This window comes from Bifidobacterium longum subsp. infantis ATCC 15697 = JCM 1222 = DSM 20088 (genome assembly GCF_000269965.1).
GTDB classification, from domain to species: Bacteria; Actinomycetota; Actinomycetes; order Actinomycetales; family Bifidobacteriaceae; genus Bifidobacterium; species Bifidobacterium infantis.
In genome coordinates this window covers 1,477,366-1,498,655 of sequence record NC_017219.1, presented here as the reverse complement: position 1 = coordinate 1,498,655, position 21,290 = coordinate 1,477,366, and the positions used below count along the sequence as shown (strand labels likewise).

The following is a 21,290-nucleotide window of genomic DNA, read 5'->3' as shown; positions in this document are numbered from 1 at the left end:
TTCACAGATTGATATGATATAATGTGAAACATGGTCAGAAGGCTGGCGTGCAAGCGGGCGTACAGGTTCCGCTTCTACCCGACGCCCGAGCAGGAGCAACTGCTCAGGCGCACGGTCGGCTGCTGCCGAAAGGTCTACAACCTCGCGTTGGAAGCCCGCTCCACCGCATGGACGGCGGAGCGCAGGAGCATCACCTACGTCCAGACCAGCGCCATGCTCACCCAATGGAAGCAAACGGCTGAATACTCGTACATGAACGAAGTGTCCTGCGTGCCGTTGCAACAGGCGTTGAGGCACTTGCAGACGGCGTTCTCCAACTTCTTCAAGCAGACCGGCGACTATCCGAGATTCAAGGCAAAATCCCACGGCGGAAGCGCCGAATACACTCGAAGCGCGTTCACATGGGACGCCAAGCGCAACGAACTCACACTCGCCAAGATGCGCGGACCATTGCCGATACGATGGTCCAGAACACTGCCCCGCAAGACGGAGCCGAGCACCGTGACCGTAAGCTTGGACGCCGCCGGACGATGGCACGTCAGCATCCTCGTGGAGGAGGCCATCCGTCCTCTCCCCGCCCGAGGGGACGCCGTCGGAATCGACTTGGGAGTGGACAGCTACGCCGTCACCAGCGACGGGGAGACCATAGCGAACCCACGCCACTACAGGAAACTCGCCGAACGGTTGGAACGGGAGCAACGGGCGTTGTCCCGCAAAACCAAAGGCGGCAACAATCGTCGGAAAGCCGCCCTCAAGGTGGCCCGCACCTACGCCAGAATCACGGACATGCGCCGTGACTTCCTCCACAAGTTGAGCACGAGGATAATCCGCGAGAACCAAACGGTGGTACTCGAAGACCTCAACGTGAGGAACATGGCCAGAAGATGCGCGCCGAAACCCGACCCGGACAATCCGAACCATTGGCTCCCCAACGGCCAGTCCGCGAAAAACGGGCTGAACGGGAGCATCATGGACGCCGGATGGTCGGAGTTCCGTCGAATGCTCGAATACAAGGCCGAATGGTACGGGCGAAAGCTCATAACCATCGACAGGTATTATCCGAGCACGCAAATCTGCTCCCACTGCGGGGCGAAGACCGGGCCGAAGGGCATGCCCGGCCTCACGGTCAGGGCATGGACGTGCCCGGACTGCGGAACAACCCATGACAGGGATTTGAACGCAGCCGAAAACATCCTCGCCGCAGGGCTTGCGGTCAGCGTCTGCAAGGACGGCAGAACCGGAACCAAGGTCTCGCATTAGCGTCCCCTCCCTTCTTGTCTTGTCGTGGCGAACAGAAACCCGAACCGTGAGATTCGGGAATCCCCCGCATTCATGCGGGGGAGGATGTCAATCGTCTTCTCCTATCTGTTTGTCCAGCCATGTTTCGGCCTCGTTCAGGCTCGCGCATTGCCTCCGGATGCTGTTCTCCACGCCGTTCGGCTGACGGACCAGCAGTATCGCCGTATACCCGCCGACCATGCTCGTCACGACGCCTCCACGTCGGGTGCGGGTGCGTTTCGGATGCTCCCACATGCGCGGCAGTCCGACGCGCGCCTCATGCTCGATCAGCGTCATGCGTCCCCCTCTTCCTTCGGATGGCCGGCCCCGTCACGGTCGAGATACTTGCGGTGCAGGCGCGTGAATTCGCGCATGGACAGGGAATCCACCCACTTCTCGATCGCGTCCCGCCTCACCCGGTTCAGCCAGGATTCGTACCGGTCGGCGGCCTCGTTCAACGGCAGGCCCACCGCATCGCGCAGCATGGCGGTCACCGCCATGTACGCCATGTCGTCGGTCAGCGGGAGCACGCCCTTCGGGTGTTTCGGACGGATGCTCACCGATTTCACGCCCTCCGGCATGGAACCATCGGGCAGGAGCCCGGTCTTGAAGAACTCGTTCGGGATACGTATGCCCACGCTCCCGTCCGATGTCGTGACGGCCGTGCCGGTCAGCTCCGAACCGTTGTCGTAAATGATGGTGGCGACGGGTTGTGTTTCATGCCTTGTTCCGCTCATTGCTTTTTCCTTTTCCTGTTCCATCATTCGATGCATGATTCTGGGTATGCGTCCTACTGTCTAAGCCATGAGAAGAGACGATCCCACACGGAACCCGGAATTGTCCGGATACTCGTTCTGGCCCATGGGAGAGGCCGATCGCGTTGATTACGAAAGACTTGTCTCCCGGCTGCTGCCCGACATTGGTATCGGACATTCCCGTCCGCTTCACGGCATCAAGGCCATCGACCCGGATGGCAGCGTGTGCGCCGCCATCCGTACCACCGCCCGCAGGTTCGATGCGAACGTGATTCTTTTCGTGGAGGCCTTGGCCGTATCCGAATCCCGTCGGGGAAGGAACATCGGCGGCGGGCTCCTGTATCTGCTGGATTCGGCGGCTCCGAGGGAATGCCGCTGGGCTGCCGGCAGCTGCAAACCCGTAATGCGCGGATATTATCGGGATCATGGCTTCACCGTCGGAGATCCGGGGAGACCTCTGCTCCTTCCGGATTTCGAGCTGGCTTCCCTGGATTCGGTTTATTCGTGCTGGTTCGCGCGTCGGCTTCATCCCTGAGCAGGAAATCCATTTCGTCCCCGACCCTGATTGAACCATCAGGGAGGTAGACGGCGATGGGCCCGCCCTTGACCGGATCAATCCTGATTAGAGGATTGCCGGAACGCGCCGCCTCACGGGAAAAGTCATGATCCGCGAAGGACAGGGGATCTATTTCACGGCCTTCGTCCTGCGAATCCAGCCTGAATGCTCTTCCCCCGGTCTTTCTCACCATTCTTTCGAACGACCTGTCGTTGCAAAGATCGACGAACAATGTCGGGTGTCCGGGATTCCGCTCATCGTAGGCGCGTATCGCGCAGGACATGGCCGTCCGGCGGCCGCCGCCGTCCTCGATGGTTTCGTCGAACACGGCCAAAGCCGCATCCAGGCACGGACCATCATCCTCCGGCGGCGTTTCCACCGCAGCCACGTGCAATGGCAGGCTTCCGTCCGCGCGTCGGACGAGCAGGGATGAGGCTCCGCCCAGCAGGACGAGCGTATCCCCCTCGTCGGTGATGATCGCCGGACCGACGAATATGGCGCCGCTATCGTAGCGGACGCGCAGCGTCCTGTTTCCGTTTTTCTTCGGGTCGATCATTCGTTCGTCCTTTTCACATGCAGATCAACTTTCGATAATCCGGCCCAGCCGGTTGCAATGGATACCGCCCCGTATAGGATGAACGGCCCTAGGCTCCCGGGAATGAGGCCCAGGGTGACGGCCTTCCAGCCGTACCAGATGGACATCAGGAGCAGTCCGATCCTGCATGCGATTATCAGGGTCACGAGAAGGCAGAGGATCAGCCGGTTCATAATGATTCCCCTTCCAGCATGGCCTTCCTGCCTCGTACGGAGAGCTTTCCCTGTCCCGTATCCCATTTGACTTTCCAGTCGCCTTCGCATCCATCCAACGGCGGTTGTTCTTCCTCTGGCGTGAGCGCGGGAATCGACGCCGTCACGTCCAGCCGTCCGTTTTGGGTGAGTCGGCCGCAAGCTCCATGGCGGCGAGCATCGCGAACGGGAGAATCAAGGAACCCGACTGTCAGGCAGGCGGTTCCCTTGATTCTTGGGACCGTTTCGCGCATGGGATATAAGTCCATCAGAGAATTCCTTCCAAAACGGATAGGCCGAGGAATAACAGCCATGAGACCAGCTCCGAGAACATGATCGTGAACGCGATGGCCGCATACAATCCTCCCAGTCTCAGATCCTTTGACCTGAGCAGCAGTGCCAGGGGAATGAGTGCGAGAAGATTCGCTCCAACCCACATGATTCGAACATGCCCCATTGCTTAATCCCATTCCGGTTTTATGGTGGCGATATGGCGGGCGACGAGGCCGGTCGGGTCGATGATGGTCACGTTCAGGGCGGTCCGGTTGCCTTTCAGGTATTTTCCGTAGCGGACGGCGAACCGTTCGAGTATCTTCGGCCGGTCCGCGAACATGGTCAGATCCACGAAGAACCGTCTGTGCGGCAGCCGGTCGAGCGTATGCGCGGTGATCGCCCACAGTTCGCGTCCCGCCCGTTCCAATGCGCCGGTCCCGTTGGCGACGACCGGGCGCAACGGGAGGAACCCCGGATACCGTTCCGCCTGGTCGAGCAGGCCGAGCCGGTCGGGGAACCGCATGCCGGTCAGGTTCACGCCATGATCGACGGGCCTGTCGAGCCGGTTATGGTAGGCGAACAGGAATTGGGTGCCGAGCAGGCGGATGCCGGTCGCATCCAGGAGAACATCCCCCGTCAGGGCGTTCAGCGTGTTCGCGAGACGTTTCGCCGTGTTCTCGCCCGGCGTCGGCTCCGACGGGATGATGAGGACCCGGTCCGGGGTCTCCGCGACGAAGCAGGCGCACCCTTCGGCCATCTCCATGGGTTTCATGCCGTCGGCGATCGGGTTCGGCTCCCAATTGTCGCCATCCGTGAGATGACGTGCGCAGGATTCCAGGTCCGCGATGATCGCGTCCGCGTTCATGTACGTGTCGCACAGGCGTCGCCAATGAGCGCGAACCTGTTCCATAATCTTCGGATCGTCGCAGGACAGATGGCCTATCCCGTTCTCCGCGTCGTGGATGGCGGCGGCGAGCCCGCGGCGGGCGACCGCCAGCGTCATCCTCGCCTCCATGTTCTGTTCGCGCGTGAAATCATGACCGTTCATTCGGAATCTCCTCCTTGATGCATTCGGGGCATTGCCCGTCCTTCCAGCCGGTCGAATCGATCATGATGTTCGTGCATGTCACGCATTCGGGCAGCCGGTGCGCCGGGCAGTAGTGCATGTCGCGTTCCAATTCGGGATGCTCGTCGGCGTACAGGATCTGCCAGCCGTCGTCCTTCGCGTCGGCCAGCAGATCGTCCTCGTACGCATACCATTGGCCGTCGTCGAACCGTTGTTCGCAGTCGGGGTCGTCGCATTCGATCATGTACCGGTCACGGTCATCGAATGTTTCTTCGATTCTTGCCATCGGGCCTCCGTTCCCTTGCGTGCGTCCGACGGTATGCGTCGCCCGGCGCGACGTCGGGAACCGGCCGGCACCTCGGCCTGCGCCTGCTCCAATTGGCGGACCGTGCAGTGCACGCATTCCGGGTGCATTCCGGCCCATGCGCCGACCATGAACGCCATCCTGGTCTCGCCGGTCAGGCTTCCCATGAAGGGACGCGCCTCCCATGAGGGGAGCGGCCGCCAGCCGTACCGCGAGCAGTCCGACTCGAAGCCGATGTCATGGTTCCTGGCGCCCTTCGACGGCCACACATGGACGAGGCCGGTTTCGACGTGGAGCGCGTATGTGACGTGCTCCCTCCACCTAACGTCCTGACGGACGTTTGAGGTGGGAGCTTCCCGTTCAAGACACCCAGCGGTGCCAGTATCAGCAGGCTATCCCCGTGCGCCCCACGGTTCACGACTGTCATCCTACTATTGCAGGGAAAGGCGTCGTCCCTCGTCTCTGATGTTCTTGGCGGCGTTCACGTCCCTGTCGTGCCATGCACCACACTCCGGGCACGCCCATTCGCGCACGCTCAAATCCTTGGCGCCCGCATACCGATGCCCGCAGTCGGAGCACAGTTGGCTGGACGGATACCATTTGCCAACCTTGACCAAGCCGGGTTTGCCCTGCTCCACGAGTTTGCGGTCAAGCATGGCGCGCAGCATGCCGAACCCGTTGTCCATGGTGCTTTTGCCTAGGCGCAGTGTCTGCGCTATGGCGTGCAGGTCCAAATCCTCGACGCATACGCAATCATAGGATTCGGATATGCGGTTCGCGGCCTTGCGCAGGAAGTCCATGCGCATGTCACGGATACGCTCATGCACCTTGGCGACCTTGCGTTTCTGCTTGGACCAGTTGGCTGAGCCTTTGACCATGCGAGACCATTTGCGCTGCTCGAAAGCGAGCCGTTCCTGCCATTGCCGGTAAAAGCGCGGGTATCCCGCGTGCTCCCCGTCGCTGGTCACGTACAGGTCATGCGACGAATAGTCCAATCCGACGAAGGTGCTGGGATGTACGGGTTCGGGTGCTTGGGTCTCGTACTCGAACAGGACAGTGGCCTCGTACCTGCCGGATGGGCAGTGCTCGACGGTGACGCTTTTGAGTTTCCAGTCGTCGGGTATGCGCTTGTGCTGGCGAACCTTGATGGGTCCGACCTTGGGTAGTCTGAGTCGGGTGCCTCCGTTCTCGAATCGGATGTTGTTCCTGATGCAGTTGGTCGTGTAGGTCTGGCGGGAGCGGTGCTTGCTCTTGTATTTCGGGAAGACTGACTTGGGGTTGGCGAAGAAGCTGCGGTATGCCTTGTCCAAGTGCATTTGCGCGTTGCACAGGGCCATACTGTCCACGTCTATGAGGAAGGGATAGTCGTCCTTGTACAGTCTTGGCGTCGGCGGCGGTTCCTTGCCTTGCGCGTCGGGCATGCCGAACCGGGACTGGTAGGAGGCGATGCGTGTTTCCAACATGAGGTTGTACACGAGGCGCGCGCAGCCGATGGTGCGGTCGATCAGGTTCGCCTGCCCCTTGGTGGGGTAGGCGAACCTGATCGCCCTACGTCGTGTGATTGTCGTCGTGTTCATTTGCGTCCCTGACTCTCGATGTACCGGCGTATCACCTCGATGGGCGCGCCTCTTGTGGTGAGCAGGCAGAAGCTGCGGCTCCAGAAATATTCCTTCCAGGGTTTCTGACGGATGCGCGGATACTCCTGTTTGAGCAGGCGGCTGGATGCGCTCTTGTATGCGTTGATGAACTTCGACAGTTCCGTCTTGGGCTGGGCGCGGAACAGGATATGCACATGATCTTGGTCGTGGTTCCATTCCTCGACGGTTATCCCGTACTTGGGCGCGATGTACTCGAAGATTTCCCGCGCACGGGCGGAGATTTCGTCGTCGAATACTTTTCGCCGGTATTTCACGACGAGCACGAGGTGGTAGTGCATGAGGAACACCGAATGATGATTTGATTCCAATTTCACTGCTATCACCTCGATTCAGTAATGCACGACTGAATCGAGGTGATAGCACAAGAAGAGACGCTGAGGATTCTCCCGCCTACGCTCCGCTAAGAGGCGGGAGAATCCTCAGCGCGACAAGTTGAATCGGATCACCATTGGTATCCTCCCGACCGTTCGTATTCGAGTTCGTCCGTGCAGAGCGGGCACAGTCCGTCAACCAGGTTGAAGCATTCGTCGCCGCAGCGGCGGCAGTATCCGACGATCGGGACCGGATTCATCCGGTCGAACAGGTAGTCGCCCATCGCGTTGATGTCGATGCGCCCGTTTCTGCCGTCCAGGTATCCGGCCAACGCCTTCTTCAGTTCGCGGCGGCCAATCTGCCTCGATTCGTTCCCCTTTGAAGCCATGTCATTCCCCTTTCAACCGGATTTCGTATTCCGGGGTTTCGACCATCCTGTCATCGAACAGGAAGTCGCCCATATGGTCCACGTCGACGGGCAGTCCGCTCCCGTAAAGGTATTCGGCGACCGCGTTCTTCAGTTCGCGCCGGCTCACCATGCGCGCGTCGTCATCGCGTTTCGCCATAGTTCACTCCTTCCATCGTGGTTTCATTGATCCCGGCGATCAGTTCCGTGAACCTCCCGGATATGGCGCGCGCCCGGTCGCCGTTATCCCCGGTCGCGAAACGGCGGGGCTCCCACTGGTCGGCGGCCGTCGTCAGCGGTCGGCCTCCTGCGCGTGATCCGTGGACGGCCGTGGCACGGCCGGTTCCACGGGTTCCGGCAGATAGCACCAGGATTGGGGCGCGCGTTTCAGCCCGACCTCGGAAAGGGTCTTCGGCCTCTCATAGCGGATGGGAGATTCCAGCCGGTCCGCACCCTGCGCGTATCCGTCGAACACGGGTTCCGGGATGCGGGACGCCTCCCCGTATGCGCGCCAGATCACGTCCGGCGGGGGTGGCGTGCATGCCCTTCACCCGGGTTTCAGCGACGATCAGCCCGGTGCCTGTCCGGTAGACGAGCGTCCGGCCGATCATCCGGTTCATGTGGCCGCGACGGATCTCGACCGTCTTCGCGCCGGAGGGTATGGGTCCGCCCATTCGGGTTTCAGCGCGAACACGGCCGCCGAGGTTCTGGTTTTTTCACCCATCGTCATCCTCCTCCCATTCCATGCCGTATGCGGCCCTGACCGCGATGGTCGCGATGCCTTCCCGCTGGCCCTTGGTCAGCCACGGGTATCGTTCCAATGCGCGGCGGACCCGTTTGACCGCCTGTTTGTCCGCGCACCGGCCGGCCCCGTCCATCCAGCCCAACTGGTAGGCGTTCACCAGTCCGCAGGAGTGCAATACGGCGTCCGGCGTGGTCTCCACCCATCGGGTTGCGGCTTTCGCGCTTTCGTCAAGAGGATTCGTCATCGGCCGGCTTCCCTCAACGGTTTGATTGTGTGCGCGGCTTCGCTGAGCTTGTATCGGATCGTGCTGGTCGGCAGGATGAACGCTCCAGCCAGTTCCTCGGCATGCCCGTTGAATCCCTGTTTGAATTCCAATACCCCACGGCCTTCGTCATCCGGGTCGTTGAATACGCCGGTGATGCCGTACATGTTGAAGCGTCGCGGTTGGGTACTGTTGACGCACAGGCGGAGCATTCCTTCGTGGACCAACAGGGCGGGAGCCTGGTATGCCCGGTATTCGGGGAGAGCGCCGGCTGTCAGGTACACGGTTTCACGCCGGTGTTCCACGAACAGGGCGCAGGCGGCTGGGATCACGCTGCCATGTGCGGTCAAGGCGCGCGCCTCGTCGAGGCGGCGTTCCAGGGCGGTCAGGTTGTGGGTTGTATCGTCAATCTGGCGTTTGAGCCGGTTCGTGGCATGCGCTTCGTATTTGGTTCTCAGCGAATCCAGCCGATCGGCGAGCCTGTCATGTTCGGCGGTCAGGCCGGTCAGAAGCTCGTCGGCATGGATTTCGGCGAGCAGGAAATGGGCTCGGCTTCCGAATGTCTCCTTGAACCGGCGATAGTAGTCTTCGTCGCGGGCCGTGAAGCCGCGTCGTCCTGCGGTCTTCCGTTCGATGTTCACGAACGTGCCAAGCTCATCCGCACCGAGTTCGCGTACTCGCACGCCTGATGTTCTCGCCCGGTTCACGCTCCACCGGGTGCGCGGCTTGTATGAGGCGAGCAGCGTCCGCTCATCCTTGATGCCGTCGAAGGTTCTGATCCAATTCCAACGGTTGATGACTTTCCCGTATCCGGTGTCGAATCCCTGATGCCTCCAGCTGCATGACCGGTAGGCGTCGAGGATCGTCGTGTCGGGGACACCGATCGGGTTCCCGACAGCGTCATGCCTTTGGTATTCGATGTTCGGCCAGCATGTGACGGACACGGCATGACGGCGGCGTGCGGCGAGACGGATACCCCGGGTCATGTGTTCGAGGAGTTTCGGATCATCGAGCGCGCACAACGGTCCGAGCCAGATGCTGCCTTCCAGGCCAAGCCGGCCCCGCGTCCACGCGATCAGGCAGCCGGCCGATAGAACGCCGTTGCGGGTCACGCCGATCAGATCCGTGGCTGCCACGTCCGTGGCGGCGAGATGCGCCATGTGCCCGGTCTGCTGGAACCCGCCCTGCGGGTGTCCGGCCGACAGCAGATCCAGTTGGTTGAAGGTGATGGGTGTAACGTCGTAAATCAATTCAGTCCTTCCGTTATGAGACCGGTTCCGACATGAAGAGCGTATGTGAAGCGGATCGTCATCGATATCCCCCTGCCCTTCCCGTGTTTGGGTTCGTCCAGGATCAGGGGCACGGCGCTCTCATCCAACGGGTTCGTCATCGCGGCCTCCCTCATTCGCGATCGTTTGGAGAATGCTCGCCAGACAGCCGATTTCGCCGGGACTCAACCGGATTCGGCGGATCGTGCCGCCGTCGGCGGTGGACAGCACCCACGTGCGGACGCCGTGTCGGCCGGCGGACGGCAGCCAGGTGAGGCTCGTATGCCCGCATGAGGCGCCCGTGATCATGCCGGCGCGGCGTTCGACTTCGATTTCCGGCTTCATCGCGCGCCTCCCAGGATCAGGGGCACGGCGGCCCAACGGCGGAACGTGCGGCCCGGCGCGGTCTTGCAATACGCATGATCCGGGTGGAGCACGGTGATGCCCTTCGCGGCCATCGCTTCCAACGTGGCAGGCTGGTCGTCGATGAGCACGTCCGGCGTGAGGATCGTCTTGTCGCCGTTATAGTAGCCGTCGAAGCGGAAGCCGTTCCTATGAAGCCAGCGTTGGCTTTCGCCCCGCCAGTCGTCCGCGCGGCCGGTCGCCATGATGACGTTCCAGCCCGCATCGTGCAGCTGGTCCAGGGCTTCGGCGGCTCCCGCATACGGTTCTTCTCTGGAGTACAAGCCGTCGGCGACGGCGCGCGTATGCCACCACGTGAACGCCTTTGGATCCCCGCTGAACGGCCATCCGCCGGCCAGCGTGAAATCGTAGGCCGTCGGCTCCGGGCACGGGCATTCGTCCTCGCCATGTCCGCATTCGCGGATGTAGTCGCGCAGACCGTTCGTGTAGTCGGCGATCGTGTTGTCGATATCGATGCAAACGGTTTTCACAGCAAGCCCTTGCCCTTCAACTGTCGGATGATCGCGCCGGCCAGACGTTCAGGCGTCGCATGATGTTTTGGCTCATCCCACTGGTGGCCGTCGTTCGGACGGTAGGCGAAACCGGTGCTGATGGTCCCATGCACGTGCGGTGTCTTGTGACGCCAGTCGGTCGAATCAGGTTCCAGCAGAATCTCCAGATTGCCGGAGAGTGTCATCATCGGATTCATGCACCAGCGTCCCCGCTCGTCCCATGAGTACCTTTTCAACCTGATTTCGGCCTGGATGGCGGTCTCATACATGATCATGCATCCGTATCCGCCATCGGTGAGCCTATCCAGTTCGGCGTCGAGGCTCCGGTAGAACGAACGGTACCGGTTGATGGTTTTCAGCGCCGCCTTCCTGCACTCGTTCACGTCTTTCCCGTCGAGCAGCAGATATGCCGGTTCGGGAGGCTCCTTCGCCCGCTGCCAGACAAATGACCACAGGTCTCGGAATCCCTGCGGGTCATCGGACAGTCGGCGCAGCAGTTCCGGGCTGGTCTGGCGCAGGATGCCGATCATGATATCCGCCATCGGGTCGTTCGACCTGAGCGGGTTCTTGTCGCGCATGTGCTTCAGCAGGTTTCCATGTGAGCCGTCGAGCGTATTCGAGAACGCGATCAGCTTGTCCCGGTCATAACAGGAACCCAGTTCACGTTTGGAACCGTCCGGGTGATTGTAGATCAGATCACCATAACTATCGGCCCATTGCCATCCGGTGTTCCATGCGTTGCGTCCGGTGAATGCGGTCTCCAATCGGGCGATGCGGTCAGTTTCGGCCATTATCGCTCCTTTCAGGATTTTCGAGTCGTGATGCCATCCGGCTCGTTCGGGTGAGTCAAAGTGAATGCGGCGAGCCGACTGACCAGATCGACCGGCACGGGCAGATATGAGGCGGGGGCGGAGACGAGCGGGAAAGATGGGTATGGCATGCTCATAGTCCGTTCTTCGTCAGGTACTTGTTGTTGATGATCTTGAAGCACCGGTTGGCTCCCAGCTCGTTCGCCAATCCCTCGGACAGTCGCTGGTCTTCGTGCAGATGCCAGACGATGCCCTCGTCCAGACGGTCTTTGGTGACGTTGCCGCGCAACCCGTCGACCTTGGCGATCATGTCGTCCACGCTCCCGTCAATGCCCACTCGTGTTCATCGAGTTGAGGTACGGCAAGATTCGGCATTCCCGTCGGCCATTGGTCGCGGTCGATCTTGCGATGGTTTTTCCATACGGCGAAGATGAACGGGCGTTGGGCCGGCAGTTTCAACCGGTTGGATTGGATGCCGGGCCCGCACAGTTCGAATTGGACGGCCATGCCCGGCCAGAGCATCTTGTCCAACTGGAATCGTTTGGCGAGCCGCATGTTCGCGGACATGGGGTCGAGCTCCCAGTTGCGCGAATACACGTGGACATGTCCGCGTTCGTCCATGCTGAGCGTGGTGCTGGTGCCATCGACTTTCACGGTCGGCGTAGCCTTCAATGTCTTGATTTCATCCCAGTAGTCGGTGAGCGTCTGCAAACGTGGCGCATCCGACTTGGAGCAGGGGGCGTCGAACCGGCCGATCTGAGCACCGCCCATCGGTAGGGGCTCCTCGTATTTGAGCACATTCGTCTTATCGGTGATGTCCGTGCCGACTGCCGGCGTATACCGGAATCCGAGTTCATCCAAACGCATGATGAGGCCCTGCGAGTAGACTCCGCGCAGTTTCATGGTGCGCAGCACATGGCCGGTGATTTCCTTGGCTCCGACCATCATGGTCTTCTGACCGCGAGCCTGGAACGACTTGTAACGCGGGTCATAGGCTGGCAGGAGACTGTCGGTCTCGAAATAGGCGACCCTGTCCCCCGGTTTCAATCCCATGTCCTTGCCGACGACCACACGCCAGCCCAATACGCGGGCGACTTCGATGCGATCGGCTCCCTCGATGGGTTCGATGTTGGTGATTTCCTGTACGCTGACGAGTTTTCTGCTGCTCATGCCGCGACTCCTATGCTGTATTGTTCGGGCGGGATGGTGATGATCATCTCGTTTTCGTCGTCGTAGATGCTTGCCTCATACCTGTTCACGTTGGCTATGTCTCGTGCCATGGCGAGCGTTCTCCTGGAGCTGTGTTCTTCGGGGGGACCGGCGTCATGCGCTCGTTTTCGTCGTAGGCTCCGTCTTTCATGCCTGTGACCTTGTCATATTCAAACCGTGTCCATGGCCCGTTCCCCGCCGGTTCGAGTGGTCGGACGGGGCATGGGGCGCGGTCAGAGGACCATGATGTCCGATTCGATGGTCAGGACCGGTTCGCCTTCGTCGTCGACGAGCGTGGCGGGCCGTCCCGTCGTGTCCGCCGCGGCGCGCGTGGCGGCGAGCATGTCGGCGAACGTGAGCCCGCCGGGCAGTGGGGTCGTGTAGTCGACGGGCCCGTAGGCGCCGTCCCGGGTCGCGTGGATCTCGTATTCCATGCCCCCGGGTATGCGTCCCCGTGCGTGCGGTCCGGACCGTGTATGCATTCCGGCCGGGCCGTATGCATCCGTATGCATCCGGGGATGCATACATCTTTTCTTTCCGTTTCGGCTTGGTTCCAACGTTCCGGGGGTGGTCCGGGGGCGTGTATGCATTGTATGCATCATTCCCTTATAGAGGATTCGAGAAAAAGGAAAGAAACCCCATATATTGATGCATACAATGCATACAAGAGAAAGGAATTTTATTTTTTCCTTTATATATAAGGGTTTTCGGGCTTTTTCCGGGCTTTTTTTGTATGCATCCCGAGATGCATACAGATGCATACATGCATACAAATTGCCTTCACCACGGCCTCGTTGCGCGGGTTCTCCTCCGGCTCCCCGTCTGCGGGAACGTATGCGACGTAGAGCAGGAAACCGCCTTCGTCGTTCTGCCGGATTTCCGTGGTGAACACGCCTTCCGGGTATTCCAATCGGGCGGGTTTGGCGGAAGTCCGAAGGGACTTCTCTCAACGTTTCAGACATTTCCAGTACACGCCCGTGGCGTAAGCCCATTCGCGTGCTGCCTCGCACAGGTCGCCTCCCCATTCGCTCGCGCACCGGCATGATACGGACGGGAAACGTTCACACATGCGGGGTCCCATCCCGATTTTCGGGCGCTCCCCGCATTTCGGACATTCGGTTGAGAGCAGCATGTTCACATATTCGACGCAGCCACGGAGGAAGTCGTCTGGGTATTCCGCACAGTCTTCGGCGGTCGGATACCATGAGCGGCTGAAATCGATGTCCCGGTTGAACCAGCGGATGTCGCACCCGTGCCCGCACGTCAATCCGACCATATGCCAGCCCAGTAGCGGCATACGCCGGACGACGGCGTCCAGACGGCCTTGGCATAACGGGCATGGGGTCTTGAGTCTGACATGTCGGGTCATTCGGTCTCCTTGGCGTTCGCCCAGTCACAGGACATGCCGCTTCTGATATCTCCGCTTAATATCAGACATGTGACCTGTCGCCCGTCATGCAGGTTGATTCTGCATTCGCGAAGCCGACTGTAATCGTAGTCCTTGCAATCGGTGATAGTCTCGCCCGACTGGGAGACCGATGTGTCGGACTTCGTCTCCCGTGTCGCTCCTTCCGCCCCCTCACATCCGGCGCACAGCAGGCATGCGAAAATCAGTAGCATCGCCAGTAGTCTTCTCAAGTCCGTTTCCTGTCTCGTGAACATCATTTCTCCTTGACGTCGAAGATGCGGCGGAAGGCTGCTTCGGCTCGGTCGAAGGCGTCCGTGAGTCCTTCTTGGTACTCGGACGGTGCATCGGAATCCGAAGCGTCCAGTGCGTTTGTCAACTGGTTGTCCAATTCAGAGCGTTATTGACCGCGCACTGGATGATGTTTTTCATGGTCGAAGGCATTAAGCAACCTTTTTGAGGTCGGTCTTGGCGAATTCTTCGCAATGGTCGATTATTACTTGGTAGGCGAACCTTCTCGAATCGGCGCAGGTTATCGCATCATCCCCGTATGGCGTGTTTGATTCCAACAGCCGTTGCAGACTCTTCTCCGCCTCCTTCCTGCGGCCCCTACACCATTCGGCCAGATGTTGCACCGTGTATTCGTCTGTGTCACGTAGGATGGTCATGTGCGAGCGGGCGTTTCGATAGGCTTGCAGGTATTCACTGTCGGCAAGCCAGGAAGAATCGTCCTCACCGGCGGACATGTCTTTTTCCGTCCTGTCTATCTGCTCGTCCAACCATGCGATGATTGCGTCCACGGCTTCCGTTTTCCTGTTTTTCAGCTCACTGTTTTCCAAGGGTATTCCTTCCTGCCGGTCTCGTTCAGTTGAGTGCGGCTTTGTCTGTGACGGCGCGGTATTTGCGTCCAGCCAGTTCGATGGGCGAAACATGCCGTCAGAATGGTTCTTCGCTCATATCCGCCGATATGCGTCCCCGCCCAGCCGTTCGGCAAGCTTCCGTACGTCTTGCGTGCTGGTGGACACCCAGCCATCGCCTTGTTTCAGATACGCGGCGGCAAGCCCGTCCATGTCGTCGGTCAGGAAACGACGGCATAGGGCGGAACCCAAATCGGCCTTGAACTCGTCCACATCGGACCATGTGCCTTTTGGCAGCCAATCCCATGCGGGGTCCACATCCTTGTTCCCGGAACGGTCCAGATAACGGCGGGCGCAGTCAGCTTCGCATACGGTCACACGCTCCGGCGTCCAGAAGGCGTACCAGAGCGTATCCTGCGCCCACATGTCCAACGAGCATTGCAGGTCGATTACGCACGCGTCCCCATCAAGCCCGATACCGGCGTATCGCAACGCTTCGATGCAGTCGGCGCATACGACGACACCTTCGTCGTAATAATCCCGGTCGTGTTCCTCGCAACCGTCACAGCCGGTGTGCCAGACGACGTAAGGCCGGTGTTCCGGCGGCAATCCGTCACAGATTCGGCAACGCATTTTCCAAGTCCTCCAAGGTTATTCGCAGTGTACGTATTGCCTCAATGTTTGTCGGGCGGGTTCGGCGGTGTTTTCCCCATCCGGACCCCTCTTCGAGGCCTCCCGCGCGTCCTTGGCCGGATCCGGCCTCGACCGACCGGTTCTCCTGTCCAGGTCAAGTTCGAGAAGCGTGCGCATCCGGTCGAGTTCGCCGGCGACGTCCGTCAGCCATGCGGCGGTCCGTCTGAGGCATTCCGGCGTGACCGTTCCGCCCGGCGTCGGATCCCGCCGGACCGTGAGCCGGACGCCGCCGCCCCGCGTGGGCCGCGCGTCTACGCGGGGCGGCTCCTCCGGGTCGCCGTCAAGCCGGAATCCCGTGACCCGGTAGCGAATGCTCCCGTCGTCCCGGCGTATCCAGTCGATCCGGTAACGGCCCGTATGGCCCAATGTCAGGACGTCGTCCATGGCCGTCCCGTCCAAGGCGTGCGGCGCACAACATATTCGACCGGCCGTCCGTCGGCCACGAACTCGAGGACGGGACGGTCCGTGTCGAAGCATTCGACGGTCAGCGTATGCCCGTCCATGCGGGCGAGACGGTCCTCCGGCAGTCGGGCGAGCCCGTCGACGCCCATGGTCCTGTCGATGAGATACAGGTGGGGGTGTCCGTCATGGGTCCAGTCCGGATCCAACGGGTCGAACAGATGGCGGGCTATGAGGCGGGCGCGGTAGGCTTCGATGATCGGCCGGCCGGCGGCCCGGTCGAGGACGTCGAACGGATGACGTTCCAGTTCGGCCGCGAGCGTGCCGACGAACGGCGGGCCGGCTTCGGATACGGGGATGGTCCCGTTGCATACGAACTGGTGGCCGTCGCGTTCGGCGACGCGCAGCATGGTCCCGCCGTAGTCGAGACGGTCCGTGACCGTCCATTCACCGGACGGCCCTTCGGGGCGGATGGTCTCAATCGACATATTCGTATCCCGTCCAGTCTCGCAGCAGCTCGCATACGGTGACGCCTTTGACGAGCAGCACGTGATGATGGTCCTCCGCGTCCTTGAGCGTGACGAGCGCGCACCCGGTACGGTCCGGCTTCGGGTCCATGGGGTCGGCGACGTCCTCCCATGCGACGGGCGTGCTCCCGTCCGCCATGTTTTCGTCGTACGGGGCGGGAGCCCACGTGCCGTCCGGCAGACGTTCGAACGTGTCCGTGGAATCCCGCCAGGCGTCCATGAGCCGTGTTCCGAGATGACCGGTGATGATGGCCCTGAATAGCTGATCGTTGTCGTTCATGCCCCGTGGCATGCGTCCCCGGACGGGCATGGGACGCGTCCGTGGTGCGAGGGGAAGGGGACGATCTTGACAATGGGCGCGTGCATGCGGCGAAGCGTCTCACCGGCCGTACGGTGGAACCTCATGCAGACCGGTCCCGTCCGCCAGCAGCATGCTCCGGTCGCCGATCGGCGTGCCGTCCGGCATGGTGCTGAACGTGTCGCACAGCCACACGCCCTCCACGTTACCGGCCGACGGGACGGGCGTATGCCCGGACACCTGGGTCAGGTGGTCGTCGTAGTCCCCGTGGCCGGGACGCGCCCACAACGGTCCGTCGTCGTCCATGTACAGGGCGGCCAGGCTTCCGGGATGTTCCGACAGGCGGTTCAGCCCGTCGGCGATATGCCTGGCGGTCATGCCCGTCCAGGCGTGTCCGAACCGGCGGACGCCCCACCGGCGGGTGAGTCCCGCGTGCGTGGCGACGATCGTGCCGTCCGTCCATGCGATCCGCGTCGGGATGTCCTTCATGAGCTCGTGGACGCGGCGCTGCGCGCCTGGTTTGAAGCCCGGCGCCTGGGCGCGTACGCGCGCGAACGAGGCGGATCCGCGTTGCATGAAATACGGGACGTCATGGTTGCCGAGCAGCGGGACGATCTCCCGTCGCCCGGATTCGGCCCGGTACCATGAGGCGAACCGTTCCATGAACCGTATCATGCCCGTGTTCGACACATGCCAGTCGTCGCATATGTCGCCGAGCAGCACGATCCGGTCGGCATGCTCCCGGTCTGCCATGTTCGAGATGAAAGGCAGCAGGTCGCCTTTCGCATGCAGGTCGCCGGCGAACAGGGTGCGGCTCACGCCCCGCCCCCTTCCGGCAGGACCGCCGTGCTGTCCGACGTGGCGACGGACACGAGGCCGGGACGGGTCAGGAGCACGCCGGTCCTGACCATGGCGTCCGCGTCCAGCCACCAGATCGCGTACCGGCGGTTCGCGTGTACGACCCGGACGGGCGTCTCCGGATCGTCGGGGTCGATGACGCGTAGGACGCGGACCGGCCGGGTCGCGTCCACGCCGCGCATCACGGTGTCCGCGGGCATCCAGTCCCAGGTGGCGGCGCGCCAGCCGGCCAATGCGGCCAGGGCGAGCAGGAGGATGACGCCCAGCGCGTTCTGGCCGGCCATGAACGAGACGACGGCGAGCAGGAGCACGCCCAGCAGTTGCAGGATCATGGGCGTCAGGGCGCGACGCCATTCCGTGCGGGTCGGCCGGGGCACGGGGCTCCACGGGTCGCGCGGCCGCGTCTTCGTTTTCGCGGCCCTCGGTCCGCCCGTGGGCCGGACCGAGGGCGGACGGTCCGGTTTCACCTCGTGGAATGTTTCGGTCCGTTCGTCGGGGCCGGCGTGCGGGCGGTCGGCGGCCAGGCGCCGTTCGAGCTCGTTGACCGCGCTCACCTGGTCTCCTTGCCGCGACGGCGGAGGATGACGCCCGGTTCGACGATGTGGTAGCCGCCGCATTCCGGGCATTTGCGGATCGTCTTGCCTTCCGGCAGGCGGCCGAGCGCGATCCGGGCGTCCACGGGGGTCGCGTAGCGGGTGCGAGAGCATTTGCGGCTGAACATGGCGTCGGCCTTCAACGGGCGGGGCTGGTTTTTCTCAAGGTTCCTGCGTGGCATGGAATGGTTTTCCTTTCGTTTGCCGGGTTGCTATGCGCCTGTTCAGACGGCGGCTTCGATGGCGAGGCGCGACAGTTCCGCCGAGTCGAACGCATGTTCGGCGATTCCCTTGCCGAGGGTGACGGTCACGCCGCCGGACCGGCCCGGCTGGTATTTCACGCCGTCCGGTATCTCTCCCCCGTGTTCGCGGATGAGACGTTCGAGGAAACGTTCGCCCATGGCGTTCGGGGTCGGGTAGTTGACGGTGATGACGGCCGGCTGTCCCTCGCAGTCCAGTCCGTAGTGGCTGAGGAAGTCCGCGTAGGCGAGCGGATCGTCCACCTTGTAGGAGCCTTCCCCGTCCCTTTTCACGAGCACGGTGGCCGCGTCGAGGCCGGCGAACACCGCGTTCTCCCTCGGACTGTCCGCGTCATGCGTGCGAAGATACTGGCGTTTCGCCCCGTCCAGCGCCTTCGTGATCTTCTTCTGGAGGATGGCCAGTCCGGCCATGTGGGCGAGCAGCATGTCGGGCGTCATCTCCGACCAGTCGTATGGTTCGATGCCTGTCATGGGTTGGTTCCTTTCCGTCCCGCGCACGATGCGCGGGCCTGTGTTCCAAAACCGCGTATGCGTCCCCGTCCGTGACGCATACGCGCCCGTATGGCCGGAAATCGTTGGAATTCCGGCCATACGGGCGATGCTGGGACTAATGCTGCAGTAAGGCCCGCCACCCGTCAGGATGGCGGGCGGACCCCGACGAAGCGCGAACCAAGCGGCGGCGAAAACCGCGCAAGACTCGGAGCGGACGGCCGCAGGACCGTCCTGCAAACCAGGACAAACTAGCTTGCAACGGTTTCGATGCCACCCCAATCCGCGTCGGACTGCACGTCGGTGCTCACAGACTCTTGGAAGGGGTCGGCGCGCACCACGGATTGCTTCGGGAACGAACGCGTCGAGGACACGGTTCCGTTCGACGGGGCGGCGGCCAACGCGGTCGGGGGGAGTGCGGCGATGCCGCCCGCGCCCAGTAGGAGCGCGAGCGTAATGGATGTGATTTTCCTGTGTATGAGTCGGTTTTTTCCTAGAGATTCCATTCGTTTTTTCCTTGTCCTTTGCTCACCAACCCGACACCATCCTTGACGGCCAAGACCAGTTCGGGTGTGCTCATGAGCATGTCGCCGCCGGTTTGGTACCAGCCGGAACTGGTGTGGTCTTTGTCGGTAAGCCGGTAGGATGTCCTTATCGTCGAGCCTAGGCTCGGGTCGGGGTATTTCGCGAAGTCCAACGCCCTGCGCAGCACTTCGCGCACGTCAGCCACATGCCTGCCGAACAGTCCGGGTTCGCCCATGTCGTCGAGCGCCCGTTCGGTGATGTCCACGTCGCACCAGTCGGTCACATGCAGTTCGAGGATGCGGTTCTCGTCGTCGGTGAATCTCAAACCCACATCCCCTCGTGCCAGCCGGTCAGGATGCCCGACGCGGCGTTGTTCTGATGCTTCGTGGGCGTTACGCCCGTGCGTTAGTTGAATGCTTCTCCTTGTATTTCCGCTACACAAAGCGGCTCGGTGTCGGTAATCCCCTGCGCTTTCGCCTGTTCCAGCAGCCATGCCGCGTCGGATGGACGGCACGCGCCCTTGACGCCCGAACGTTCGTCCTTAACGTGGCCGCGTGTTCCGTTCCGCCGATCGGCCACCGTGTACGCGAGCAAGCCGTCCGGCAAGGCGAGACGTTCGCGTACACACACCACGTACCGTCCGTCGCATTCGAGTATCGTCCACCAGTACCGGTTCTCATGCGCGGGGGAGGAGAACCTGACTCTCACTCCGCGAGTTTCCAAGTCCGGCTCCTTTCCAAGACGAGATGCCGCTGGGTCAGTTCGGAAAGCCGGTATGCGAACTGGTAGACCGCGTTCAACGAATCGTACAGGGCGAACTTCTCCGATTCGCTTACGGCGTCGTTCAGGTCGTCGGCGAGGTCGGCGTACGCCTGACCGATGGCGTCGGGACGGTTTTCCACGTACACGATTCCGTTCCTTTCGACGTCCACTTCGACGCAGTCCATCTCCATGTCCACTACCAGCATGTAGACGGACGCCTCGTCGGGCAGATAGGCCAGCGGGCGCACGTCCGAGACGACGGTCTTTTCCGTGACGGCGGTCGTGCAGATGACCGGCATGTCGCAGGCGGGGGCGAACGGTTCGCGCGGGTCGTCTAGAATCCCCGCGTAATCGACCATGCAGCGGGCGGCGTGATGCCAGTCGCATGGCGTGAAAACGTCGATGAACACGCCCGTCCTGACGGCGGGTGGAATGCTCAGGAACACCTCTCTGGCGACCGTCTCAAGTTTCCTGTCCCCCATCGGGGAAGTCCTTTCTAATAGTGGATGAATTGCAGTTGCTTCGCCTGTTCTGCGGTGAACGTACGACTGAACGGCTTGCCGTTGTATGCGGCACCGGACCCGGACAACGCGGACCGAGTGACGGCGGCGCTCGCGTCGGACGGCCTCATCCCGGCGTAGGCGCTCGGGACGGGTTCTATCATGAGCATGGATATTCCGGCGGCGGCGAACATTCCTGCCAGCAGACAGACCGTGATACGGCGCTCCCACCGGTCATCCGCGCCTCTTTCCCGCTTCCCGCGTGTATCGGATGATGGGGGCGGGGGCGAGCAGGCCCGCCGTCAGGACGATGAGCCCGATCCCGATCCCCATGGGCCGGGGTATGGGCGCGGACGCGAGGAACACGCCCCACATGATCCACCACATGGGCGTGATCGCGAGCATGAGGGTCCTGCATCGTCTCAGGACGCGCACGTCCGGGTCGGCGCGCCGCATGCGCCGCCGGCGTCGCGTGCCGCCGCTCACCCGCACCGGCCTCATGGTCCTCGTCCTGTCGTCCATG

At 61.9% G+C, this 21,290-nt stretch carries 40 protein-coding genes; 1 reads left to right on the top strand and 39 read right to left on the bottom strand.

What is annotated here, in order from left to right; genetic code table 11:
• Nucleotides 1-30: 30 nt before the first annotated feature.
• Nucleotides 31-1,260 carry an RNA-guided endonuclease InsQ/TnpB family protein gene (locus BLIJ_RS06835; RefSeq protein ID WP_012577658.1) on the top strand — a complete coding sequence of 410 codons (1,230 nt, stop codon included), beginning with the start codon at nucleotides 31-33 and terminating at the stop codon, nucleotides 1,258-1,260.
• An 87-nt stretch (nucleotides 1,261-1,347) separates the two neighbouring features.
• On the opposite strand, the gene BLIJ_RS06830 is transcribed toward BLIJ_RS06835, so the two are convergent.
• From BLIJ_RS06830 to BLIJ_RS06635, 39 genes are all read right to left on the bottom strand, one after another.
• A complete protein-coding gene (locus BLIJ_RS06830; protein WP_014484890.1) occupies nucleotides 1,348-1,575 on the bottom strand; it encodes a hypothetical protein in 228 nt (75 codons plus the stop codon).
• Nucleotides 1,572-2,015, bottom strand: coding sequence for a hypothetical protein (locus BLIJ_RS06825; protein WP_012577657.1), 444 nt, complete (start codon nucleotides 2,013-2,015; stop codon nucleotides 1,572-1,574). The genes BLIJ_RS06830 and BLIJ_RS06825 overlap by 4 nt, the downstream gene beginning before the upstream one ends.
• Nucleotides 2,016-2,464: 449 nt before the next feature.
• Nucleotides 2,465-3,145: a hypothetical protein gene (locus tag BLIJ_RS06815; RefSeq protein ID WP_012577656.1), complete on the bottom strand. Its 681-nt coding sequence runs from the start codon at nucleotides 3,143-3,145 to the stop codon at nucleotides 2,465-2,467.
• Nucleotides 3,142-3,357 (bottom strand): hypothetical protein, encoded by a 216-nt coding sequence (locus BLIJ_RS06810; RefSeq protein ID WP_014484888.1) that lies wholly within the window; start codon nucleotides 3,355-3,357, stop codon nucleotides 3,142-3,144. The genes BLIJ_RS06815 and BLIJ_RS06810 overlap by 4 nt, the downstream gene beginning before the upstream one ends.
• Nucleotides 3,358-3,835: 478 nt before the next feature.
• Nucleotides 3,836-4,696 carry a hypothetical protein gene (locus BLIJ_RS06795; RefSeq protein WP_014484885.1) on the bottom strand — a complete coding sequence of 287 codons (861 nt, stop codon included), beginning with the start codon at nucleotides 4,694-4,696 and terminating at the stop codon, nucleotides 3,836-3,838.
• The gene (locus tag BLIJ_RS06790) at nucleotides 4,683-5,000 is read right to left on the bottom strand and encodes a hypothetical protein (RefSeq protein ID WP_014484884.1); all 318 of its coding nucleotides are present in this window, start codon (nucleotides 4,998-5,000) and stop codon (nucleotides 4,683-4,685) included. The genes BLIJ_RS06795 and BLIJ_RS06790 overlap by 14 nt, the downstream gene beginning before the upstream one ends.
• Complete coding sequence (locus BLIJ_RS14305) at nucleotides 4,955-5,185, bottom strand: hypothetical protein (protein WP_126386321.1); 231 nt, start codon at nucleotides 5,183-5,185, stop codon at nucleotides 4,955-4,957. Before BLIJ_RS14305 ends, BLIJ_RS06790 begins: the two co-directional genes overlap by 46 nt.
• A 264-nt stretch (nucleotides 5,186-5,449) precedes the next feature.
• On the bottom strand, nucleotides 5,450-6,595 hold the full coding sequence (locus BLIJ_RS06780) for an RNA-guided endonuclease InsQ/TnpB family protein (RefSeq protein WP_012577651.1): 1,146 nt from the start codon (nucleotides 6,593-6,595) through the stop codon (nucleotides 5,450-5,452).
• Nucleotides 6,592-6,990, bottom strand: coding sequence for an IS200/IS605 family transposase (gene tnpA, locus BLIJ_RS06775; RefSeq protein ID WP_012577650.1), 399 nt, complete (start codon nucleotides 6,988-6,990; stop codon nucleotides 6,592-6,594). The genes BLIJ_RS06780 and tnpA overlap by 4 nt, the downstream gene beginning before the upstream one ends.
• Nucleotides 6,991-7,118: 128 nt before the next feature.
• The gene (locus tag BLIJ_RS06770; RefSeq protein WP_012577649.1) at nucleotides 7,119-7,376 is read right to left on the bottom strand and encodes a hypothetical protein; all 258 of its coding nucleotides are present in this window, start codon (nucleotides 7,374-7,376) and stop codon (nucleotides 7,119-7,121) included.
• A 1-nt stretch (nucleotide 7,377) separates the two neighbouring features.
• Complete coding sequence (locus BLIJ_RS14775) at nucleotides 7,378-7,554, bottom strand: hypothetical protein (RefSeq protein ID WP_012577648.1); 177 nt, start codon at nucleotides 7,552-7,554, stop codon at nucleotides 7,378-7,380.
• Between the two features lie 132 nt (nucleotides 7,555-7,686).
• Complete coding sequence (locus BLIJ_RS14995) at nucleotides 7,687-7,914, bottom strand: hypothetical protein (RefSeq protein ID WP_231837811.1); 228 nt, start codon at nucleotides 7,912-7,914, stop codon at nucleotides 7,687-7,689.
• A 196-nt stretch (nucleotides 7,915-8,110) separates the two neighbouring features.
• On the bottom strand, nucleotides 8,111-8,383 hold the full coding sequence (locus BLIJ_RS06760; protein ID WP_012577647.1) for a hypothetical protein: 273 nt from the start codon (nucleotides 8,381-8,383) through the stop codon (nucleotides 8,111-8,113).
• Nucleotides 8,380-9,651, bottom strand: a complete 1,272-nt coding sequence (locus tag BLIJ_RS06755) for a peptidoglycan bridge formation glycyltransferase FemA/FemB family protein (protein WP_012577646.1) — start codon at nucleotides 9,649-9,651, stop codon at nucleotides 8,380-8,382. Before BLIJ_RS06755 ends, BLIJ_RS06760 begins: the two co-directional genes overlap by 4 nt.
• A 120-nt stretch (nucleotides 9,652-9,771) precedes the next feature.
• Nucleotides 9,772-10,014: a hypothetical protein gene (locus BLIJ_RS06750; protein WP_012577645.1), complete on the bottom strand. Its 243-nt coding sequence runs from the start codon at nucleotides 10,012-10,014 to the stop codon at nucleotides 9,772-9,774.
• Complete coding sequence (locus tag BLIJ_RS06745; RefSeq protein ID WP_012577644.1) at nucleotides 10,011-10,562, bottom strand: 5' nucleotidase, NT5C type; 552 nt, start codon at nucleotides 10,560-10,562, stop codon at nucleotides 10,011-10,013. The genes BLIJ_RS06750 and BLIJ_RS06745 overlap by 4 nt, the downstream gene beginning before the upstream one ends.
• Complete coding sequence (locus BLIJ_RS06740) at nucleotides 10,559-11,374, bottom strand: hypothetical protein (protein ID WP_012577643.1); 816 nt, start codon at nucleotides 11,372-11,374, stop codon at nucleotides 10,559-10,561. The genes BLIJ_RS06745 and BLIJ_RS06740 overlap by 4 nt, the downstream gene beginning before the upstream one ends.
• 11 nt (nucleotides 11,375-11,385) lie before the next feature.
• A complete protein-coding gene (locus BLIJ_RS13605) occupies nucleotides 11,386-11,523 on the bottom strand; it encodes a hypothetical protein (protein WP_231837810.1) in 138 nt (45 codons plus the stop codon).
• Nucleotides 11,524-11,525: 2 nt separating this feature from the next.
• A complete protein-coding gene (locus BLIJ_RS14990; RefSeq protein ID WP_041981912.1) occupies nucleotides 11,526-11,729 on the bottom strand; it encodes a hypothetical protein in 204 nt (67 codons plus the stop codon).
• Nucleotides 11,699-12,562 (bottom strand): hypothetical protein, encoded by an 864-nt coding sequence (locus BLIJ_RS06730; protein ID WP_012577641.1) that lies wholly within the window; start codon nucleotides 12,560-12,562, stop codon nucleotides 11,699-11,701. Before BLIJ_RS06730 ends, BLIJ_RS14990 begins: the two co-directional genes overlap by 31 nt.
• Before the next feature lie 272 nt (nucleotides 12,563-12,834).
• Nucleotides 12,835-13,035 (bottom strand): hypothetical protein, encoded by a 201-nt coding sequence (locus BLIJ_RS06725; protein WP_014484881.1) that lies wholly within the window; start codon nucleotides 13,033-13,035, stop codon nucleotides 12,835-12,837.
• A 512-nt stretch (nucleotides 13,036-13,547) separates the two neighbouring features.
• Nucleotides 13,548-13,970, bottom strand: a complete 423-nt coding sequence (locus BLIJ_RS06715; protein ID WP_012577638.1) for a hypothetical protein — start codon at nucleotides 13,968-13,970, stop codon at nucleotides 13,548-13,550.
• Nucleotides 13,967-14,266: a hypothetical protein gene (locus BLIJ_RS06710; protein WP_012577637.1), complete on the bottom strand. Its 300-nt coding sequence runs from the start codon at nucleotides 14,264-14,266 to the stop codon at nucleotides 13,967-13,969. The genes BLIJ_RS06715 and BLIJ_RS06710 overlap by 4 nt, the downstream gene beginning before the upstream one ends.
• Complete coding sequence (locus BLIJ_RS15165; protein ID WP_256756202.1) at nucleotides 14,263-14,385, bottom strand: hypothetical protein; 123 nt, start codon at nucleotides 14,383-14,385, stop codon at nucleotides 14,263-14,265. Before BLIJ_RS15165 ends, BLIJ_RS06710 begins: the two co-directional genes overlap by 4 nt.
• Nucleotides 14,386-14,449: 64 nt before the next feature.
• Nucleotides 14,450-14,845: a hypothetical protein gene (locus BLIJ_RS06705; RefSeq protein WP_014484879.1), complete on the bottom strand. Its 396-nt coding sequence runs from the start codon at nucleotides 14,843-14,845 to the stop codon at nucleotides 14,450-14,452.
• Nucleotides 14,846-14,959: 114 nt separating this feature from the next.
• On the bottom strand, nucleotides 14,960-15,496 hold the full coding sequence (locus tag BLIJ_RS06700; RefSeq protein WP_012577635.1) for a hypothetical protein: 537 nt from the start codon (nucleotides 15,494-15,496) through the stop codon (nucleotides 14,960-14,962).
• A gap of 18 nt (nucleotides 15,497-15,514) precedes the next feature.
• Entirely contained in the window at nucleotides 15,515-15,940 is a 426-nt protein-coding gene (locus BLIJ_RS06695; protein ID WP_041981910.1) for a hypothetical protein, read from the bottom strand.
• Nucleotides 15,925-16,443 carry a hypothetical protein gene (locus tag BLIJ_RS06690; RefSeq protein WP_012577633.1) on the bottom strand — a complete coding sequence of 173 codons (519 nt, stop codon included), beginning with the start codon at nucleotides 16,441-16,443 and terminating at the stop codon, nucleotides 15,925-15,927. The genes BLIJ_RS06695 and BLIJ_RS06690 overlap by 16 nt, the downstream gene beginning before the upstream one ends.
• A complete protein-coding gene (locus BLIJ_RS06685; RefSeq protein ID WP_014484878.1) occupies nucleotides 16,433-16,762 on the bottom strand; it encodes a hypothetical protein in 330 nt (109 codons plus the stop codon). The genes BLIJ_RS06690 and BLIJ_RS06685 overlap by 11 nt, the downstream gene beginning before the upstream one ends.
• Before the next feature lie 99 nt (nucleotides 16,763-16,861).
• Nucleotides 16,862-17,599: a metallophosphoesterase family protein gene (locus BLIJ_RS06680; protein WP_012577631.1), complete on the bottom strand. Its 738-nt coding sequence runs from the start codon at nucleotides 17,597-17,599 to the stop codon at nucleotides 16,862-16,864.
• Nucleotides 17,596-18,192: a hypothetical protein gene (locus tag BLIJ_RS06675; protein WP_012577630.1), complete on the bottom strand. Its 597-nt coding sequence runs from the start codon at nucleotides 18,190-18,192 to the stop codon at nucleotides 17,596-17,598. The genes BLIJ_RS06680 and BLIJ_RS06675 overlap by 4 nt, the downstream gene beginning before the upstream one ends.
• Nucleotides 18,189-18,413, bottom strand: coding sequence for a hypothetical protein (locus BLIJ_RS06670; RefSeq protein WP_012577629.1), 225 nt, complete (start codon nucleotides 18,411-18,413; stop codon nucleotides 18,189-18,191). The genes BLIJ_RS06675 and BLIJ_RS06670 overlap by 4 nt, the downstream gene beginning before the upstream one ends.
• Nucleotides 18,414-18,455: 42 nt before the next feature.
• Nucleotides 18,456-18,962 (bottom strand): hypothetical protein, encoded by a 507-nt coding sequence (locus BLIJ_RS06665; protein ID WP_012577628.1) that lies wholly within the window; start codon nucleotides 18,960-18,962, stop codon nucleotides 18,456-18,458.
• Nucleotides 18,963-19,231: 269 nt separating this feature from the next.
• Nucleotides 19,232-19,486, bottom strand: a complete 255-nt coding sequence (locus BLIJ_RS06660; RefSeq protein WP_012577627.1) for a hypothetical protein — start codon at nucleotides 19,484-19,486, stop codon at nucleotides 19,232-19,234.
• Nucleotides 19,474-19,836, bottom strand: coding sequence for a hypothetical protein (locus BLIJ_RS06655; protein WP_012577626.1), 363 nt, complete (start codon nucleotides 19,834-19,836; stop codon nucleotides 19,474-19,476). The genes BLIJ_RS06660 and BLIJ_RS06655 overlap by 13 nt, the downstream gene beginning before the upstream one ends.
• Before the next feature lie 74 nt (nucleotides 19,837-19,910).
• The gene (locus BLIJ_RS06650; protein ID WP_014484876.1) at nucleotides 19,911-20,228 is read right to left on the bottom strand and encodes a hypothetical protein; all 318 of its coding nucleotides are present in this window, start codon (nucleotides 20,226-20,228) and stop codon (nucleotides 19,911-19,913) included.
• Nucleotides 20,210-20,749 (bottom strand): hypothetical protein, encoded by a 540-nt coding sequence (locus BLIJ_RS06645; protein ID WP_012577624.1) that lies wholly within the window; start codon nucleotides 20,747-20,749, stop codon nucleotides 20,210-20,212. The genes BLIJ_RS06650 and BLIJ_RS06645 overlap by 19 nt, the downstream gene beginning before the upstream one ends.
• Nucleotides 20,750-20,763: 14 nt before the next feature.
• On the bottom strand, nucleotides 20,764-20,937 hold the full coding sequence (locus tag BLIJ_RS14590; protein ID WP_155392797.1) for a hypothetical protein: 174 nt from the start codon (nucleotides 20,935-20,937) through the stop codon (nucleotides 20,764-20,766).
• A 64-nt stretch (nucleotides 20,938-21,001) separates the two neighbouring features.
• Nucleotides 21,002-21,289, bottom strand: coding sequence for a hypothetical protein (locus BLIJ_RS06635; RefSeq protein WP_041981908.1), 288 nt, complete (start codon nucleotides 21,287-21,289; stop codon nucleotides 21,002-21,004).
• Nucleotide 21,290 lies beyond the last annotated feature (1 nt).

Excerpts from the sequence above, each read along its gene's own strand:
- BLIJ_RS06790 (WP_014484884.1), bottom strand. The coding sequence starts at position 5,000 with ATGGCAAGAATCGAAGAAACATTCGATGACCGTGACCGGTACATGATC.
- BLIJ_RS06715 (WP_012577638.1), bottom strand. The coding sequence starts at position 13,970 with ATGACCCGACATGTCAGACTCAAGACCCCATGCCCGTTATGCCAAGGC.
- BLIJ_RS06770 (WP_012577649.1), bottom strand. The coding sequence starts at position 7,376 with ATGGCTTCAAAGGGGAACGAATCGAGGCAGATTGGCCGCCGCGAACTG.
- BLIJ_RS06740 (WP_012577643.1), bottom strand. The coding sequence starts at position 11,374 with ATGGCCGAAACTGACCGCATCGCCCGATTGGAGACCGCATTCACCGGA.
- BLIJ_RS06710 (WP_012577637.1), bottom strand. The coding sequence starts at position 14,266 with ATGATGTTCACGAGACAGGAAACGGACTTGAGAAGACTACTGGCGATG.
- BLIJ_RS06700 (WP_012577635.1), bottom strand. The coding sequence starts at position 15,496 with ATGCGTTGCCGAATCTGTGACGGATTGCCGCCGGAACACCGGCCTTAC.
- BLIJ_RS06645 (WP_012577624.1), bottom strand. The coding sequence starts at position 20,749 with ATGGGGGACAGGAAACTTGAGACGGTCGCCAGAGAGGTGTTCCTGAGC.
- BLIJ_RS06695 (WP_041981910.1), bottom strand. The coding sequence starts at position 15,940 with ATGGACGACGTCCTGACATTGGGCCATACGGGCCGTTACCGGATCGAC.
- BLIJ_RS06835 (WP_012577658.1), top strand. The coding sequence starts at position 31 with ATGGTCAGAAGGCTGGCGTGCAAGCGGGCGTACAGGTTCCGCTTCTAC.
- BLIJ_RS06660 (WP_012577627.1), bottom strand. The coding sequence starts at position 19,486 with ATGGAATCTCTAGGAAAAAACCGACTCATACACAGGAAAATCACATCC.
- BLIJ_RS06810 (WP_014484888.1), bottom strand. The coding sequence starts at position 3,357 with ATGAACCGGCTGATCCTCTGCCTTCTCGTGACCCTGATAATCGCATGC.
- BLIJ_RS06725 (WP_014484881.1), bottom strand. The coding sequence starts at position 13,035 with ATGGAATACGAGATCCACGCGACCCGGGACGGCGCCTACGGGCCCGTC.
- BLIJ_RS06730 (WP_012577641.1), bottom strand. The coding sequence starts at position 12,562 with ATGAGCAGCAGAAAACTCGTCAGCGTACAGGAAATCACCAACATCGAA.
- BLIJ_RS06685 (WP_014484878.1), bottom strand. The coding sequence starts at position 16,762 with ATGAACGACAACGATCAGCTATTCAGGGCCATCATCACCGGTCATCTC.
- BLIJ_RS13605 (WP_231837810.1), bottom strand. The coding sequence starts at position 11,523 with ATGCCATACCCATCTTTCCCGCTCGTCTCCGCCCCCGCCTCATATCTG.
- BLIJ_RS14590 (WP_155392797.1), bottom strand. The coding sequence starts at position 20,937 with ATGCTCATGATAGAACCCGTCCCGAGCGCCTACGCCGGGATGAGGCCG.
- BLIJ_RS14775 (WP_012577648.1), bottom strand. The coding sequence starts at position 7,554 with ATGGCGAAACGCGATGACGACGCGCGCATGGTGAGCCGGCGCGAACTG.
- BLIJ_RS06825 (WP_012577657.1), bottom strand. The coding sequence starts at position 2,015 with ATGAGCGGAACAAGGCATGAAACACAACCCGTCGCCACCATCATTTAC.
- BLIJ_RS14305 (WP_126386321.1), bottom strand. The coding sequence starts at position 5,185 with ATGGGAAGCCTGACCGGCGAGACCAGGATGGCGTTCATGGTCGGCGCA.
- BLIJ_RS06665 (WP_012577628.1), bottom strand. The coding sequence starts at position 18,962 with ATGACAGGCATCGAACCATACGACTGGTCGGAGATGACGCCCGACATG.
- BLIJ_RS06795 (WP_014484885.1), bottom strand. The coding sequence starts at position 4,696 with ATGAACGGTCATGATTTCACGCGCGAACAGAACATGGAGGCGAGGATG.
- BLIJ_RS06830 (WP_014484890.1), bottom strand. The coding sequence starts at position 1,575 with ATGACGCTGATCGAGCATGAGGCGCGCGTCGGACTGCCGCGCATGTGG.
- BLIJ_RS06760 (WP_012577647.1), bottom strand. The coding sequence starts at position 8,383 with ATGACGAATCCTCTTGACGAAAGCGCGAAAGCCGCAACCCGATGGGTG.
- BLIJ_RS06750 (WP_012577645.1), bottom strand. The coding sequence starts at position 10,014 with ATGAAGCCGGAAATCGAAGTCGAACGCCGCGCCGGCATGATCACGGGC.
- BLIJ_RS06780 (WP_012577651.1), bottom strand. The coding sequence starts at position 6,595 with ATGAACACGACGACAATCACACGACGTAGGGCGATCAGGTTCGCCTAC.
- BLIJ_RS06690 (WP_012577633.1), bottom strand. The coding sequence starts at position 16,443 with ATGTCGATTGAGACCATCCGCCCCGAAGGGCCGTCCGGTGAATGGACG.
- BLIJ_RS06815 (WP_012577656.1), bottom strand. The coding sequence starts at position 3,145 with ATGATCGACCCGAAGAAAAACGGAAACAGGACGCTGCGCGTCCGCTAC.
- BLIJ_RS06670 (WP_012577629.1), bottom strand. The coding sequence starts at position 18,413 with ATGCCACGCAGGAACCTTGAGAAAAACCAGCCCCGCCCGTTGAAGGCC.
- BLIJ_RS06635 (WP_041981908.1), bottom strand. The coding sequence starts at position 21,289 with ATGGACGACAGGACGAGGACCATGAGGCCGGTGCGGGTGAGCGGCGGC.